A 15,512-nucleotide genomic window follows, 5' to 3' on the forward strand; every position below is an offset into this window, starting at 1 on the left:
TTGTCCGTCCTGCAGAAGTTCTCCCTCGAGGGCAAGGTCGCCCTCGTCACCGGTGGCTACAAGGGCCTCGGCCGTGGTTTCGCCCAGGCGCTGGCCGAGGCCGGTGCCGACGTCGTCGTGGCGGCCCGCAACGAGGCCGCGTCCGTCGCCGCGGCGGAGGAGATCGCCGCCTCGAGCGGGCGCAGGACCCTCGGCCTGCGCCTCGACGTCACCTCCCGGCCGGAGGTCGAGGCGGCCGTCGCCCGCGTCACCGAGCAGTTCGGCCGCTTCGACGTGCTGGTCAACAACGCCGGCACCTGCGTGCACCGCCCCGCGCTGGAGGTGACCGACGACGAGTACGACGACGTCATCACCACCAACGTCAAGGGCGTCTGGCTGCCCAGCGTCGTCACCGCGAAGTGGATGGCGCAGAACGGCGGTGGGGCCATCGTCAACGTCGGCTCGATCAGCGCGAACATCGTGAACCGTCCGCAGCTGCAGCCGGTCTACAACGCCTCCAAGGCTGCGGTGCACCAGCTCACGAAGTCGCTCGCGGCGGAGTGGGCGCCGCTGGGCATCCGCGTCAACGCGATCGCCCCCGGGTACGTCAAGACCGAGATGGCCCCCGTCGACAAACCCGAGTTCCGCCGCATGTGGATCGAGGACGCGCCGATGCAGCGCTACTCCACCCCCGAGGAGATCGCCGCGACGGTCGTCTACCTGGCCTCCGACGCGTCGAGCTTCTCCACCGGGGCCGTCGTCGTCACCGACGGCGGGTACACGCTGTTCTGATGCGTCACGGGGACACCCGGGTGCGACAGACTGCCCGGGTGTCCTCTCGTCGTCCCGCCGCGATCGCCGCTCTGCTGCTGAGCGGCGGACTCCTGCTCGCCCCCGCGGCACCCGCCTCGGCCGTGCCTCCGTTCCGGCTGGCCGGGCAGGTGACCGACCAGGTCGGGGCGCTGGACGGTCGCGACGGGGAGGTGCGGGGGGCGCTCTCGTCGCTGCGCTCCGACACCGGCGTGCAGCTCTGGGTCGTCTACGTGGACTCCTTCGACGGGGCGGACGGACAGACCTGGGCCGATGAGACGGCGACGACGTCGGGGCTGGGCCAGGACGACGTCCTGCTGGCCGTCGCCACCGGCGACCGCTCCTACGCCTACTTCGTCGACAGCGCGTCCCGCCTGGACGACGCGGACCTCCAGGCGGTGGCCCGCGACACCGAGACCGAGCTCGCCGACGGCGACTGGGCGGGGGCCGCCGTCGCGGGCGCTGACTCCCTCGACACCCACCTCAGCCCCTCGCACACCGTCTGGTGGGTGCTGGGGTTCCTCGCCCTCGCCGGGGTCGTCGTCATCGCCGTCGTGGCCCTGGTGCGGCGGCACCGGTCGCGGCCGGCGGTCTCCACGGCGGACCTGCAGACCCAGGCCGACACGCTGCTGGTGCAGGCCGACGACGCCGTCCGCGCCGCCGCGGAAGAACTCCAGTTCGCGGCGGCGGAGTTCGGGACGGCGTCGACCGCGGAGTTCTCGAGCGTCCTGGAACGTTCCCGGGCCGCGCTGCGGCAGGCGTTCACGGCCCGGCAGTCGCTCGACGACTCCGTCCCCGAGACCGACGCGGAACGGCGCCGGATCCTCACCGAGGTGATCGAGTCCTGCCGCACCACGGGGAAGACCCTCGACGAGGCCTCCGACGCCGTCGACGCGCTGCGCGACCTCGTGCAGCGCGCCCCCGCGGTCCTCGCCGAGGTCGAGGCGAAGCTGCCCGGGTTGCGGGCGGGCGTCGAACCGGCCCGGGCGCTGCTCTCGACCCTGGCCGCGGAGTTCGGGGAGACCGCCCTGACCTCCGTCGCCGACACCGTCGCCCAGGCCCGGGACCGGATCGGCCTGGCGGAACGGTCGTGCGCAGCGGGCCGCGCGGCGCTGGCCGACGTGACCCGCTCGGGTGAGGTCGTCGACGCCGTCCGGACCGCGGAAGCGGCGGCCGCCCAGGCCGAGAAGCTCCTGAGCGGGGTGTCGAGGACCGAGCAGGACCTGCGTCAGGCGGTGCAGGAGGTCCCGGTGGCGATCGCCCGGCTGGGGGCCGACGCCCGGACGCCCGTCGAGGCGGCCACCGGAGTGCCCACCGCGGACTTCGCGGCGGCCTCGGCCGCGGCGCTCGCTGTCGTGGAGGCGAGCGCCCGTCAGGCCTCGAACGATCCGCTGGGCGCGCTGCACCGGCTCGTCGAGGCGGAGCGGACGCTGGACGCGGCCCGGGACGCCGTCGAGGAGGCCACGTCTGCGCGCCGGTCCACCGAGGCCGCCCTGGAGCAGGCCCTGGTCGCGGCCCGCTCCGAGATCGCGGCCGCCGACGACTTCGTCTCCGCCCGACGGGGTGCCGTCGGGTCGGTGGCCCGCACCCACCTCGGCGAGGCGCAGCGACACCTCGACCAGGCGCTCGCGCTCGCGTCCCAGGACCCGGCCGCGGCGCTGGAGCACGCCCGCCAGGCGGACTCCCTCGCGGAACGCGCCAGTTCCCGCGCCCGCAGCGACGTGGACTCCTGGCCGGGCGGTCGGGGCGGCGCCTCCGACGACCTCGGGGCGGTGCTGGGCGGGATCCTCATCGGCGGCGGGTCGTCGCGCCGACGGGGCGGAGGATTCGGGGGCGGCTTCGGCGGTGGGGGCTTCGGCGGTGGGGGCTTCGGCGGTGGGGGCTTCGGCGGTGGGGGCTTCGGCGGTGGGGGCTTCGGCGGGGGTTCCGGTGGCGGCGGCTCCTCCGGCGGTGGGCGCAGTGCGGGTGGCCGGTTCTGAGGTCGGACCTGCGCTTCCGGGCCACAGGCCTAAGCTGACCTGGCCCTGGCCCGAGAGGAAGTGTTCGTGACCCTGCTCGATTCGATCCGGTCCCCCCAGGACCTCAAGCGCCTCTCGCACGCCCAGACGGTGCAGCTCGCCGCCGAGATCCGTCGCTTCCTCGTCGCCGAGGTCGCGAAGACCGGCGGGCACCTCGGCCCCAACCTCGGGGTCGTGGAGCTGACGCTGGCGATGCACCGGGTCTTCGACTCGCCGAAGGACCCCTTCGTCTTCGACACCGGCCACCAGTCCTACGTGCACAAGCTCGTCACCGGCCGCCAGGACTTCTCGCACCTGCGCGAACGGGGCGGCCTCGCCGGCTACCCGCAACGGAGCGAGTCCGAGCACGACATCGTCGAGTCCTCGCACGCCTCCTCCTCGCTGTCCTGGGCGGACGGCATCTCGCGCGGCTTCCAGCTCAACGGGCAGTCCCACCGGACCGTGGTCGCCGTCGTCGGCGACGGCGCCCTCACCGGGGGCATGACGTGGGAGGCGCTGAACAACATCTCCCACGACAACGACCGCCGACTGATCATCATCGTCAACGACAACGGCCGGTCCTACGGGGCCACGATCGGCGGGATGGCGCGCTTCCTCAGCACCGTCCGCACCCGTCGCGAGTACCGCCGGCTGCACGAGAAGAGCCAGGCCGCGGCCGACCGCTTCGGCACCCCCGGGCGGGCCGTGTACCGGGGGCTGCGTGGCGGCATGCGCGGGTTCCTGGCCCGGCTCACCGACAACGAGGCGCTGTACTCCAACCTCGACATCAAGTACGTCGGTCCCGTCGACGGGCACGACCAGCAGGCGATGGAGGAGGCGCTGCGCCAGGCCCGTGACTACGGGACCCCGGTCCTCGTGCACGCCATCACCGAGAAGGGACACGGCTTCGAGCCCGCCCTGCGCGACCAGGCCGACCAGTTCCACGCCGTCGGCAAGATCGACCCGACGACCGGTGAGCCCCTGGAGACCTCCAGCGCCCAGGGCTGGACGTCGGTGTTCGCCGACGAGCTCGCCGACCTCGGCGACCGGCACCCCCGGCTCGTCGCCATCACCGCGGCCATGTTGCGTCCCACCGGGTTGCACCGCTTCCAGGAACGCCACCCGGACCGCGTCTTCGACGTCGGCATCGCCGAGCAGCACGCCGTCACCAGCGCCGCGGGCCTCGCCTACGCGGGGTTGCACCCGGTGGTGGCGCTCTACGCGACCTTCGTGAACCGCGCCTTCGACCAGGTCCTGATGGACGTCGCGCTGCACAAGGCGGGGGTCACGTTCGTCCTCGACCGAGCCGGGGTGACGGGACCCGACGGTCCCAGCCACCACGGCATGTGGGACCTCGCGCTGCTGCAGGTCGTCCCCGGCATCCGCATCGCCGCCCCCCGCGACGCGGGGACCCTGCGGGAGGAACTGGGTGAGGCCGTCCTCGTCGACGACGGGCCCACCGTGCTGCGCTTCCCCCGGGGTTCGGTGGCCGCGGACGTGCCGGCGCTGGAACGGCTGGCAGACGGGGTGGACGTCCTGCACCGGCCCGGCGAAGGCTCCCGCGACGTGCTGCTCGTCGCCGTGGGGTCGATGGCCGGCATGGCGCTGGAGGCCGCGGCCCTGCTGGAGGCCCAGGGCATCGGCGCCACCGTCGTCGACCCGCGCTGGGTCGTGCCGATCGCGACGTCGCTCGTCGAGCTCTCCCGCGAGCACCGCCTCGTCGTCACCATCGAGGACGGGGTGCGGGTCGGCGGGATCGGCACCCGGCTGCGTCAGGACCTGCGCGCGGCGGGCGTCGACACCGGCGTCAACGAACTCGGCCTGCCCGACGAGTTCCTCGACCACGCGTCCCGGGGCGAGATCCTCCAGGACGCCGGACTCACCGCCCAGACCGTCGCGCGCGACATCATCGACCAGGTCATCGGGACCAAGCTCCCGCAGGCCCGTCCGGTGCGGGAGGATCAGCGGCATGGCTGAGAAGCAGACGATCCTGGGACGCATCGCGCAGTTGGCGCGCGCGAACGTCAACGCGTTGATCGACTCCGCGGAGGACCCCGCGAAGATGCTGGACCAGATGGTCCGCGACTACACCAGCAACATCTCCGAGGCGGAGGCGGCGATCGCGCAGACGATCGGCAACCTGCGCCTGGCCGAGGCCGACCGCGACGACGACGTCGCCGCCGTGAGCGAGTGGGGCCGCAAGGCCGCCGCCGCGTCCGCGAAGGCCGACAGCCTGCGCGCCGCGGGTCAGACCCCGGAGGCCGACCGCTTCGACGAGCTGGCCAAGGTGGCGCTGAAGCGGCAGATCACCTTCGAGCAGGAGGTCGCCGACGCCGTTCCCCAGATCGCGGCCCAGACCGAGGTCGTGGTCAAGCTCAAGTCCGGCCTGACCGCGATGAAGGAGAAGCTGAGCGAGCTCAAGACCAAGCGCGACCAGCTCGTCGCGCGCGCGGCGGCCGCGAAGGCCCAGTCGCAGGTGCAGTCCGCGATCGGGTCTCTCAACGTCCTCGACCCCACCTCCGAGCTGTCCCGCTTCGAGGACCGGGTGCGCCGCGAGGAGGCCCGGGTCGCGGGCCAGGCCGAGCTGCAGGCCGACTCCCTCGACGCGCAGTTCGCCTCGCTGGAGGACGCCTCCACCGACCTCGACGTCGAAGCCCGGCTCGCTGCGCTGAAGTCCGGTGGCGCCGCCGGCTGACCGCGACACGCACTGGCCCGCGGTCACCACGACCGCGGGCCAGGATGGGGTGTGCAGCCGCGCAACCTTCTAGAAGATTGGTGGGCTGAACTCGACGAGTTCACCCGGCGTCGGGTGCTGCGACTGCAGCCCGCCGATCTGCTCCCCCCCGATCTCGCGGAAGACCTGCTGCGCAACGGTGTCCACGTCACGCGCTTGCGGTCCTCGACGACCGGCGAGGACGTCTGGGCCCAACCGGAGCAGCTCCTGGAGCTCGTCCAACGCGGTGGCCCCGCCACCTGACGGCGCGAGTGCACGGTCGGGTCAACCGGCGGGCTGCAGCACCAGCAGGGGTTTCGCGCCGCGCGGGGTGTCGCCGAGGAGCGCGACGAGCGTCCCGTCGGGGGCGAACGCCCCGACCGGACCGGCGTCTCCGCCGGCGGTGAGGAACCCGCCGTAGGAGACCGTCGCGGCGTCCTTCTCATCGAGTTCGCGGGCCGGGAAGAGCCTGCGGGCGACGTCGGCGAGCGGCTGCACGACAGGATCCACCTCGACCTGCTCGAGGGTGAGCGCCTCCTCGAGCGTGAACGGACCGGACCGGGTGCGGCGCAACGCAGTCAGGTGCCCCCCGACGCCGAGGGCGGTGCCGAGGTCGCGGGCCAGGGCGCGGACGTAGGTGCCGCTGGTGACCTCCACGACGACGTCGAGGTCGAGGAAGCCCCCGACGGGACGGCGGTCGAGGACCTCGAAGCGGGAGACGGTGACGGGGCGGGCGGGCAGGTCGACCTCCTGCCCGCCCCGGACCCGGGCGTAGCTGCGCTGCCCGTCGACCTTGATGGCGCTCACCGAGCTCGGGACCTGCTGGATGTCCCCCGTCAGCGCGTCGACGGCGTGCGCGACGGCGTGCTCCGCGAGGCCCGTGGCGTCGACGGGTGCGCCCACCGGGTCACCTTCGGCGTCGTCGGTGACGGTGGCGACGCCGAGCCGGATCGTCGCGGTGTAGGCCTTGTCGTGGGCGACGAGGTGGGTGAGGAACTTCGTCCCCCGGTTGGCCCCGAGCACGAGGACACCCGTCGCGGCCGGGTCGAGGGTGCCGGCGTGGCCGACCCGGCGCGTCCCGAGGAGGCGACGACAGCGGCCGACGACGTCGTGGCTGGTCCAGCCGGCGGGCTTGTCGACGACGAGGATGCCGTCGCCGACGCCGGGGCGCGTCGTCCGCTCGCTCACCGGCCCTGCCCCTTCGCCACCAGCTCGGCGGCCGAGGCGGCCGTCGTCGCGAGCGCGGTGAGGTCCGGCAGGTCGGGGTGGTTCCAGGAGTCCAGGCAGAGCAGCACGTTGAGCAGCATGCCCTGTGCGACGAAGTCCGCCGCACGGGCGTCGCTGCCGAGGCGTTCGCGGCAGATCCGCTGGACCGTGTCCACGCAGCCGCGCACGGTGTCGCCGATGACCGGTTCGGACCCGGCGGCGGTGAACCCGTGCATGAGCAGCAGCAGGACGTCGCGGTCCTCGACGAGGCGCATGTAGGCCTGCCCCAGGCACTCCGCGGCGTCGCCCTGCACGGGGGCGTTCTCGAAGGCCGCGACGACGCGGTCGGACACCCGCTGGAAGAGCGCGTCGAGCAGCGGCTGCTTGCCCCCGAAGGTGCGCACCACGTAGGGCTGCGAGACGCCGGCCTCGGCCGCGATGACGTCGGTGCTGGCCCCGGCCAGCCCCACCCGGGCGACGACGCGGGCCGCGGCGTCGAGGATCTGCTCGCGCCGGTCGTCCTTGGACATCCGCTTCGGACTCGTCTCGGGGCTCACGTTGACAAGGTATCAGTCGATGCCTACGGTTAGGTAATCATCCGATGCCTTCTCCGGAGGTCCTTCGTGTCCACCCACACCGCACCCCGCCGGGTGCACCCGGCGCTGGCGATCGTCGCCGCGTCGCTGCCCGTGTTCATGGCCACCCTCGACAACCTCGTGGTGACCGGTGCCCTGCCCGTCCTGCACCGCGACCTCGGCGCCTCCCTGGGGCAGCTGCAGTGGGTGGTGAACGCCTTCACCCTCACCTTCGCCGCCCTCATGCTCGGCGCCGCCACCGCCGGGGACCGCTGGGGCCGGCGGCGGGTCTTCCTCCTCGGGCTGGTCGTCTTCACCCTCGGCTCGATCGCCGCGGCGCTCTCCGGCTCCCCCGAGACCCTCATCGCCGCCCGCGCGGTGCAGGGGGTCGGAGCGGCCGCCATCACCCCGCTCTCCCTGGCCCTGGTCGCGGCCGCCGTCCCGCCGGAACGCCGCGCCGCGGCCATCGGCATCTGGGGCGGGGTCACCGGTCTCGGGGTCGCCCTCGGACCGGTCATCGGCGGCGCCGTCATCGACGGCCTCAGCTGGCAGTGGATCTTCTGGGTCAACGTCCCCGTCGTCGTGCTCGCCCTGCCGCTCATCCTCCGGGCCCTGCCCGAGTCGCGCGGTCGCCGCGTCCCCGTCGACGTGGCCGGCACCGTCCTCGGCGCCGCCGTCGTCGTCGGCATCGTCTGGGCCGTCGTGCACGCCGACGCCGACGGCTGGGGATCCACCGCGGTCCTGCTCCCGCTGGCTGTCGGCGTCCTGGCGCTGCTCGCCTTCCTGGTCCGCCAGCGCACCGCACGCTTCCCGCTGCTGCCCCTGCGGCTGTTCCGCTCCCGCAGCTTCACCGCGGCCAACGGCCTGATGTTCCTCTTCCAGCTCGGCGCGATGGGATCGGTCTTCCTGCTGACCCAGGAGCTGCAGATCGCCATGGGCTACACGCCGCTGCAGGCCGGAATCCGCACGCTGCCCTGGACCGCGCTGCCGATGCTCGTCGCCCCGGTCGCCGGGATCCTCGCCGGCCGGATCGGACCGCGGCCGCTGCTGGTGAGCGGACTCGTCCTCACCACCGCCGGCCTCGGCTGGATCGCCGCCCACATCGACCCCGACACCGTCTACCTCGACCTCGTGCCCGGCCTCGTCCTCGCCGGGTTCGGGACGGCGCTGGTCTTCGCGCCCTCCGCGACGGCCGTCCTGCACGGTCTCGACGGCGCCGACCACGCGACGGCCAGCTCCGCCAACACGACGCTGCGCGAGATCGGCCTCGCCCTCGGTGTCGCCGTCCTCACCCTGGTCTTCCAGGACGCCGGCGGATCGCTCACGCCCACGGGGTTCGTCGCGGGTGCCCCGACGGCCGTCTGGGCGGGTGCGGGGGCCGTCGCGCTGGCCGCGGTCGTCGCGCTCTTCGTCCCCGGACGAGCGGGGTTCGTCCCGGCCCCACGGGGAGAGGTGCAGGTCGCGCCGGTCGCCGTCTCCGGGCAGCACCGCTAGAAGACGGAGCGCACCACGTTCGCCATCACCGCGACGAGCACCAGGAACGCGATCCCGAAGACGGCGAGGAACACCCCGCTCGTCCCGCCCCCGAAGACGCTGCCGCCCTCGGCCCGCACGTGGGCGCGGTCGGGGGCGGCAGGGTCGTAGAGGACCTCGGCCGGGCGGCCGGTGACGAAGGACCGGTTCCAGCGCTGGTCCCCCACCACGACGACCTCCCGGCCGTCGGCCTCGAAGCGCACGACCGGAGCGAAGGTCATCCGGTGCTCGTGGTGGCTGTGGACCTGGTTGTCGATGACGACACCGGTGGCCTTGCGGCCCTCCGTCCGCAGCCGGGTCGCGTCGGCCGAACGCCGACGGGCACGGACGGTCATCACGATCCCGCCCACGACGACCGCGACCCCGACCAGGGCGATGACCGCCAGGCCGACGCCGAAGAACGTCGGGAACGCGCCGAAGAACCCGTCGGAGGTCTGGTCGAGGTCGGGGAACGACGGCTGGTCCATCACCTCAGCGTGCCACGCACATCAGGCACGCGGGTCGGCTTCCACGACGTCGTCGTCCTCGGTCTCGTCGTCGTCCCACTCGTCGTCGACGGCGACGGGCTTCTTGTACGGGTCGGCCTCACCGGCGGGCTGGGCGCCCGCGGCCAGGGCGGCGACGCGGGCGTCCTGCTCGGCGGCGACCTTCAGCAGGTCCTGGATCTGCGTCGCCGTCTCCGGGACCTCGTCCAGGGTGAAGGTGAGCGTCGGGGTCAGCCGGATGCCGGTGCGCTTGCCGACCTCGGAGCGCAGCACGCCCTTGGCCGACTCCAGCGCCAGCGCGGTGCCCTGCTTCTCCTCGTCGCTGCCGAAGACCGTGTAGAACAGCGTCGCGTGCTGCAGGTCGTTGGTGACGCGGGCGTCGGTGATGGTGAGGAACCCCAGACGAGGGTCCTTCACGCGCTTCTCGAGCGCGTCCGCCACGATGACCTTGATGCGGTCGGCGAGCTTGCGGGCGCGGGTGGGGTCCGCCACGGGGAACTCCTGAACGTTCGGGGTGTCAGTCGTCCGACGACAGGAACTGCCGGCGGGCGGAGAGGATCTGGAACTCGGGGTGCGCGGCGATCAGCCGTTCGCACCGGTCGAGGACGTCGGTGCAGTGCGCGGCGTCCGGCGCCACCACGGCGAGCGCGACCTCGGCCCGACGGTGCAGGTCGAGGTGCCCGGTCTCCGCGGCCGCGACCTCGAAGGAGCGGCGCAGTTCGGCCACCAGCGGGCGCACGATGCTGCGCTTGCCTTTGAGGGAGTGGACGTCGCCCAGCAGCAGGTCGACGGTGAGCGTTGCAGTGAACATGACTCTCTGGGGGTGACAGCCGGGGCGGAACCCGAAGGGGTTCCGCCCCGGCCACCGGGTAGAGCGCGTGGCCGATCAGCCGCGCGGCTTCTCCTGCATCTCGTACGTCTCGATGACGTCGTCGATCTGGAGGTCGTTGTACGAGCCCAGGCCGATACCGCACTCGTAGCCCTCGCGGACCTCGGTGGCGTCGTCCTTGAACCGTCGCAGCGACTCGATCGTCAGGTTGTCCCCGTGCACGACACCCTTGCGCAGGACACGCGCCTTGGAGTTGCGTCGGATCAGACCCGAGCGGACCAACGTACCCGCGATGTTGCCGAACTTGGACGAGCGGAAGATCTCGCGGATCTCCGCCGTACCGAGCTGGACCTCTTCGAACTCGGGCTTGAGCAGACCCTTCAAGGACGCCTCGACGTCCTCGATGGCCGCGTAGATCACCGAGTAGAAGCGGATGTCGACGCCCTCGCGGTCGGCGTACTCCTTGGTCTGCTGCTCCGGCCGCACGTTGAAGCCGATGATGATCGCGTTCGAGGCGACGGCGAGGTTGACGTTGTTCTTCGTCACCGCACCGACACCGCGGTCGATCACCCGCAGTTCGACCTCTTCGCCGACGTCGATCTTGTACAGCGCGTCCTCGAGGGCTTCGACCGAACCCGCACCGTCACCCTTGAGGATGAGGTTGAGGCTCTCGACCTTGCCCCGCTGCAGCGCGGCGGTGAAGTCCTCCAGCGAGATGCGCTTGCGCGCCTTCGCCAGAGCCGCGTTGCGCTCCTGCGCCTCGCGCTTCTCCGCGATCTGACGGGCCGTGCGGTCGTCCGGAGCCACCAGGAAGGTGTCGCCGGCGCCGGGGACCGAGGTCAGACCGAGCACCTGCACCGGACGCGACGGGGTCGCCTCCGAGACGGAGTCGCCGTTCTCGTCGAGCATCGCGCGGACTCGGCCGTAGCCGGTCCCCGCGACGATCGCGTCACCGACGTGCAGCGTCCCGGACTGGACCAGGACGGTGGCGACGGGACCACGGCCCTTGTCGAGGTTGCCCTCGATCGCGATGCCGCGAGCGTCCTTCTCGGCGTTCGCCCGCAGGTCCAGCGAGGCGTCGGCGGTGAGCAGGACGGCCTCGAGGAGGCTGTCCAGACCCATGCCCTGCTTCGCGGACACGTTGACGAACATCGTGTCGCCGCCGTACTCCTCGGCCACCAGGTTGTACTCGGTCAGCTGCTGACGGACCTTGTCCGGGTTCGCGCCGTCCTTGTCGACCTTGTTGACCGCGACGACGATCGGGACGTCGGCCGCCTGGGCGTGGTTGAGCGCCTCGATGGTCTGGGGCATCACACCGTCGTCGGCCGCCACCACGAGGATCGCGATGTCGGTGACCTTCGCACCACGGGCACGCATGGCCGTGAAGGCCTCGTGACCGGGGGTGTCGATGAAGGTGATCGGACGTTCGATCCCCTCGTGCTCCTTGACGACCTGGTAGGCGCCGATGTGCTGGGTGATGCCACCGGCCTCCTTCGCCACGACGTCGGAGGAACGGATGGCGTCGAGCAGCTTCGTCTTGCCGTGGTCGACGTGACCCATGACGGTCACGACCGGGGGACGCGCCGACAGCTCGTCGTCGCCCTCGGCCTCGAGTTCTGCGTCGAGGTCGATGGAGAAGCCGGCGAGCAGCTCGCGCTCCTCGTCCTCCGGAGAGACGACCTCGACGACGTAGCCGAGCTCGTTGCCGAGCAGCTGGAACGTGTCCTCGTCCAGGGAGGCGGTCGCGGTGACCATCTCGCCCAGGTGGAAGAGGATCGTCACCAGCGCCGCGGGGTCGGCGTCGATCTTGTCCGCGAAGTCGCTGACCGACGCGCCGCGACGGATGCGCAGGACCGTGGTCCCGTCACCGTGACGGACGGACACACCGCCGACGGCGGGCGCCTGCATCGCTTCGTACTCCTGGCGCTTCGCCCGCTTGGACTTGCGCCCACGGACGGGACGACCACCGGCGCGACCGAACGCACCCTGGGTACCGCCGCGGTTGCCGCGGGGACCACCACTGCCGCCACCGGGACGACCGGCGAAACCGCCGCCACCCGCACCGGGGCCACCGGGACGACCGGCGAAACCGCCGCCGCCCGCACCACCACGAGCGCCACCGGGGCCGCCGCGGCCGGGCGCACCCGGACGACCGGCACCCGCACCCGGACGGCCGACCGTCGGGCGCGCCGGCATCATGCCGGGGTTGGGACGGGGACCACCGGGACGGGGACCGCCGGGACCGGCCGGGCTGGGACGGGGCCCACCCTGGGGACGGGGCATGCCCTGGTTGGACGCGAACGGGTTGTTGCCCGGACGCGGCGCACCGCCGGGACCGCCCTGGCCACCGGGACCGCCCTGGCTGCGGGGCATGCCCTGGCTGGGCGCGAAGGGGTTGTTGCCCGGACGCGGTGCACCGGCACCGGGACGCGGAGCGCCACCGGACGCGCCGGGGCGACCGGGACGCTCACCCTGCGGACGCTCACCCTGCGGGCGGTCGCTGCGGGGACGGTCGCCCTGCGGACGGTCGCTGCGCTCGGGACGGTCGCCCGGACCCGGACGACGCGCACCGGGGCCACCCGCGCCGGGAGCACCCGGACGCGCGCCGGGACCACCGGGACCCGCGGGACGGGCACCCGGACGGGGACCACCCGCGGCCGGCGGGGTCGAGGGACGACCGGCCGGGGCGGGACGCTGCGGAGCCGGAGCGGACGGACGCTGCGCGGCGGCAGCGGCGGGACGCTCGGCGGGAACCGCGGGCGGCGCCTGGAACGCCGGCTGCGGGATCGAGGGAGCGGGGCTCGCCTCGGTGCTCGGTGCCGGAGCAGCCGGGCTGGGCGTCGGCGCGACCTCGGCGGCCGGAGCCGGCTGCGAGGGAGCCGGCGCCTGGGGACGCGCGGCGGGACCCGGACGGGCGCCCGGGGGCATGCGCGGACCCGGCTTCACCGCCGGGGCCGGACGAGCGGCGGCAGCGCCACCCTCGGTGGGGAACTTGTCCTTCAACCGCCGGATGACCGGCGGCTCGACGGTCGAGCTCGCAGAACGCACGAACTCGCCCATCTCCTTGAGCGTGGCCAGAACGACCTTGCTCTCGACTCCGAACTCCTTGGCGAGCTCGTAGACCCGGACCTTTGCCACTTCACTCCTGTTCTTGGTCCGGGCTCGTCTCTACCGGGCGCGGACCGTCATCAGTCGGGGGGATTCATCGGTGGAGACTCATCGGGTGCTCATCAGCTGTTCGACCCGCTCTCATCGGTGGTGGTGGACACGACGGCTCCGTGCGAGCACGAGTCCAGGTAGGACCGTACGCCAGAGACGTCGAGGGGAGCCGGACGGCGCAGCGCACGGGGCAGGGCCCGTCGCTTCTCCGCCTGCTCCAGGCACGCGCTGCTCAAGTGCAACCACGCGCCCCTGCCCGGGAGCCGGCGCCGCACGTCGACGAGGAGGTTCCCCACCTCGTCCGGTGCCACGACGACCCTCAGCAGCGTCGACCGGGAGTCCCGTTGACGGCACCCCACGCAGGTACGCACCGGGCCTGAAGCCTCGGGCGTCGCGGAGCGCCGGCCAACACCCGAAACGGGGCGACCGGTCGTAGGCAGTGTAACGATGGCGCCAGTGTAGCCCTTCCCGCTCAGGCCTCGCCCGCGGACGGGGCCTTCGCGGACGGCTCGGTGTCGGCGACCGTGTCGGGGCGGATGTCGATGCGCCAGCCGGTCAGCTTCGCGGCGAGACGGGCGTTCTGGCCCTCCTTGCCGATCGCCAGCGACAGCTGGTAGTCGGGGACGATCACCCGGGCGGAGCGGGCCGCGAGGTCGACCACCTCGACGGAGCTCACCCGGGCCGGCGAGAGCGCGTTGCCGACGAACTCCGCCGGATCGTCGGAGTGGTCGACGATGTCGACCTTCTCGCCGCGCAGCTCGGCCATGACGGCGCGCACGCGCTGACCCATCGGGCCGATGCAGGCGCCCTTGGCGTTGATCCCCGACCGCATGGCGCGCACCGCCATCTTGGAGCGGTGACCGGCCTCGCGCGAGAGCGCGGTGATCTGCACCGTGCCGTCGGCGATCTCGGGGACCTCGAGGGCGAACAGCTTGCGGACCAGCATCGGGTGGGACCGGCTGAGCACGACCTGCGGGCCCTTGGGTCCCTTCTTCACGCTGACCACGAAGCAGCGGATGCGGCTGCCGTGCTCGTACTTCTCACCGGGCACCTGCTCCTGCGGGGGCAGCACGCCCTCGAGGGTGCCGAGGTCGACCTGGACGACACGCGGGTCGCGACCCTGCTGGATCACCCCGGAGACGATCTCGCCCTCGGTGTCGGCGTACTCGCCGAGCACCGCGTCGTCCTCCGCGTCGCGCAGGCGCTGCAGGATCACCTGACGGGCGGTCGTCGCGGCGATCCGGCCGAAGCCCGAGGGGGTGTCGTCGAACTCGCCCGTGACCAGACCCTCGTCGTCGCGGTCCTTGGCCAGGACGCGGACCTCACCGCTGGCGCGGTCGAGCTCGACGCGGGCGTCGGGGTGGGCCTTGTGGTCCTCGTGCTCGGTCCGGTGGTAGGCCACGAGCAGGGCCTGCTCGATCGCCCGCACGAGGGTCTCGAACGGGATCTCCCTCTCCCGCTCCAGCATCCGCAGCGCGGCCATGTCGATGTTCACTGCTCGTCCTCGGTTCCCTCGTCGTCAAACTCGTCGTCCTCGTCCGGCTGGTCGGGGTCGGCCACCGGGTCCTCGACGTCCTCGTCGTGGCGGCGGAACTCGACCTGCACCTCACCGCGCACCAGCTCGGCCCAGGTGAGGTGGCGCAGGGCCCCCACGTCCTTGGCCCGCGGCGGCTTGCCCTTGACCATCTGGGGTTCCCCGACGGTGTGCACGCCGGCCTCGTCGACCGAGTCGACCCGCACCATCAGCGTGGACCCGTCCGCGAGCACCGCGAGGACCAGGCGGCCCTGGGCGCGCGACCAGTGCCGCGGCGTCGTCAGCGGCCGGTCGACCCCGGGCGAGGAGACCTCGAGCGTGTAGGGCACCTCACCCAGCACGTCGGAGTCGTCGAGGGCCTGCGAGACGGCGGTCGAGGCGGCGGCCACGGCGTCCATGTCCAGGTCGCCGGGTTCGTCACCGGCGCGGTCCACGATCACTCTCACCACCTGGCGGCGGCCGGCGGTCGTGACGCTCACCTCGTCGAGGGCCAGTTCGGCACCGATCTCGGTCCCGGTGGCGAACACCGGGGTCAGCACCGCGGTCACGGCCTCGTCGAGCGTCGGCACGACCGCTCCCTCCCCTGCTCTCGAGTTGTCCTGGCGTGCCGACCCACCGGGCCGGGCACGACGGGTCAGCCTAGCCGCTGCGGGGGCCGTCCCGGACCGGTCACGGACGGTGGGACGATCGCG

15 protein-coding genes are annotated in these 15,512 nt (G+C 72.9%); 6 read left to right on the top strand and 9 right to left on the bottom strand.

Annotation, left to right across the window (positions count from 1 at the left end; all coding sequences use genetic code 11):
* From OG218_RS04570 to OG218_RS04590, 5 genes are all read left to right on the top strand, one after another.
* Positions 1-771 carry an SDR family NAD(P)-dependent oxidoreductase gene (locus OG218_RS04570; protein WP_328292018.1) on the top strand — a complete coding sequence of 257 codons (771 nt, stop codon included), beginning with the start codon at positions 1-3 and terminating at the stop codon, positions 769-771.
* Positions 772-809: 38 nt separating this feature from the next.
* Positions 810-2,768, top strand: a complete 1,959-nt coding sequence (locus OG218_RS04575; protein WP_328292019.1) for a TPM domain-containing protein — start codon at positions 810-812, stop codon at positions 2,766-2,768.
* 66 nt (positions 2,769-2,834) lie between these two features.
* A complete protein-coding gene (gene dxs / locus OG218_RS04580) occupies positions 2,835-4,763 on the top strand; it encodes a 1-deoxy-D-xylulose-5-phosphate synthase (RefSeq protein ID WP_328292020.1) in 1,929 nt (642 codons plus the stop codon).
* Positions 4,756-5,481, top strand: coding sequence for a PspA/IM30 family protein (locus tag OG218_RS04585; RefSeq protein ID WP_328292021.1), 726 nt, complete (start codon positions 4,756-4,758; stop codon positions 5,479-5,481). The genes dxs and OG218_RS04585 overlap by 8 nt, the downstream gene beginning before the upstream one ends.
* Before the next feature lie 51 nt (positions 5,482-5,532).
* Positions 5,533-5,763 (top strand): hypothetical protein, encoded by a 231-nt coding sequence (locus tag OG218_RS04590; protein ID WP_328292022.1) that lies wholly within the window; start codon positions 5,533-5,535, stop codon positions 5,761-5,763.
* Between the two features lie 21 nt (positions 5,764-5,784).
* Here the strand turns inward: OG218_RS04590 and truB are convergent, their stop codons facing one another.
* Both truB and OG218_RS04600 read right to left on the bottom strand, forming a co-directional pair.
* Positions 5,785-6,687 carry a tRNA pseudouridine(55) synthase TruB gene (gene truB, locus OG218_RS04595; protein ID WP_328292023.1) on the bottom strand — a complete coding sequence of 301 codons (903 nt, stop codon included), beginning with the start codon at positions 6,685-6,687 and terminating at the stop codon, positions 5,785-5,787.
* A complete protein-coding gene (locus tag OG218_RS04600) occupies positions 6,684-7,262 on the bottom strand; it encodes a TetR/AcrR family transcriptional regulator (RefSeq protein WP_328292024.1) in 579 nt (192 codons plus the stop codon). Before OG218_RS04600 ends, truB begins: the two co-directional genes overlap by 4 nt.
* Before the next feature lie 66 nt (positions 7,263-7,328).
* On the opposite strand from OG218_RS04600, the gene OG218_RS04605 reads away from it, so the two are divergent.
* Complete coding sequence (locus OG218_RS04605; protein WP_328292025.1) at positions 7,329-8,774, top strand: DHA2 family efflux MFS transporter permease subunit; 1,446 nt, start codon at positions 7,329-7,331, stop codon at positions 8,772-8,774.
* On the opposite strand, the gene OG218_RS04610 is transcribed toward OG218_RS04605, so the two are convergent.
* From OG218_RS04610 to rimP, 7 genes are all read right to left on the bottom strand, one after another.
* Positions 8,771-9,280, bottom strand: a complete 510-nt coding sequence (locus OG218_RS04610) for a DUF3592 domain-containing protein (RefSeq protein ID WP_328292026.1) — start codon at positions 9,278-9,280, stop codon at positions 8,771-8,773. The two genes, OG218_RS04605 and OG218_RS04610, sit on opposite strands and share 4 nt — an antisense overlap.
* A gap of 21 nt (positions 9,281-9,301) precedes the next feature.
* A complete protein-coding gene (gene rbfA, locus OG218_RS04615) occupies positions 9,302-9,790 on the bottom strand; it encodes a 30S ribosome-binding factor RbfA (protein ID WP_328292027.1) in 489 nt (162 codons plus the stop codon).
* A gap of 25 nt (positions 9,791-9,815) precedes the next feature.
* Positions 9,816-10,109, bottom strand: coding sequence for a DUF503 domain-containing protein (locus OG218_RS04620; protein ID WP_328292028.1), 294 nt, complete (start codon positions 10,107-10,109; stop codon positions 9,816-9,818).
* Positions 10,110-10,184: 75 nt separating this feature from the next.
* Positions 10,185-13,265 (bottom strand): translation initiation factor IF-2, encoded by a 3,081-nt coding sequence (infB, locus tag OG218_RS04625; RefSeq protein ID WP_328292029.1) that lies wholly within the window; start codon positions 13,263-13,265, stop codon positions 10,185-10,187.
* 92 nt (positions 13,266-13,357) lie between these two features.
* Positions 13,358-13,597 carry a YlxR family protein gene (locus OG218_RS04630; protein ID WP_442906363.1) on the bottom strand — a complete coding sequence of 80 codons (240 nt, stop codon included), beginning with the start codon at positions 13,595-13,597 and terminating at the stop codon, positions 13,358-13,360.
* 161 nt (positions 13,598-13,758) lie between these two features.
* Positions 13,759-14,781 (bottom strand): transcription termination factor NusA, encoded by a 1,023-nt coding sequence (gene nusA, locus OG218_RS04635; RefSeq protein ID WP_328292031.1) that lies wholly within the window; start codon positions 14,779-14,781, stop codon positions 13,759-13,761.
* Complete coding sequence (gene rimP, locus OG218_RS04640) at positions 14,778-15,389, bottom strand: ribosome maturation factor RimP (RefSeq protein ID WP_328292032.1); 612 nt, start codon at positions 15,387-15,389, stop codon at positions 14,778-14,780. The genes nusA and rimP overlap by 4 nt, the downstream gene beginning before the upstream one ends.
* Positions 15,390-15,512: the final 123 nt, after the last annotated feature.

Origin of the sequence: Kineococcus sp. NBC_00420, assembly GCF_036021035.1 — a bacterium.
Classification (GTDB): Bacteria; Actinomycetota; Actinomycetes; order Actinomycetales; family Kineococcaceae; genus Kineococcus.

Coding starts and splice junctions, on each gene's coding strand:
- OG218_RS04585 (WP_328292021.1), top strand. CDS start 4,756: ATGGCTGAGAAGCAGACGATCCTGGGACGCATCGCGCAGTTGGCGCGC.
- OG218_RS04610 (WP_328292026.1), bottom strand. CDS start 9,280: ATGGACCAGCCGTCGTTCCCCGACCTCGACCAGACCTCCGACGGGTTC.
- OG218_RS04620 (WP_328292028.1), bottom strand. CDS start 10,109: ATGTTCACTGCAACGCTCACCGTCGACCTGCTGCTGGGCGACGTCCAC.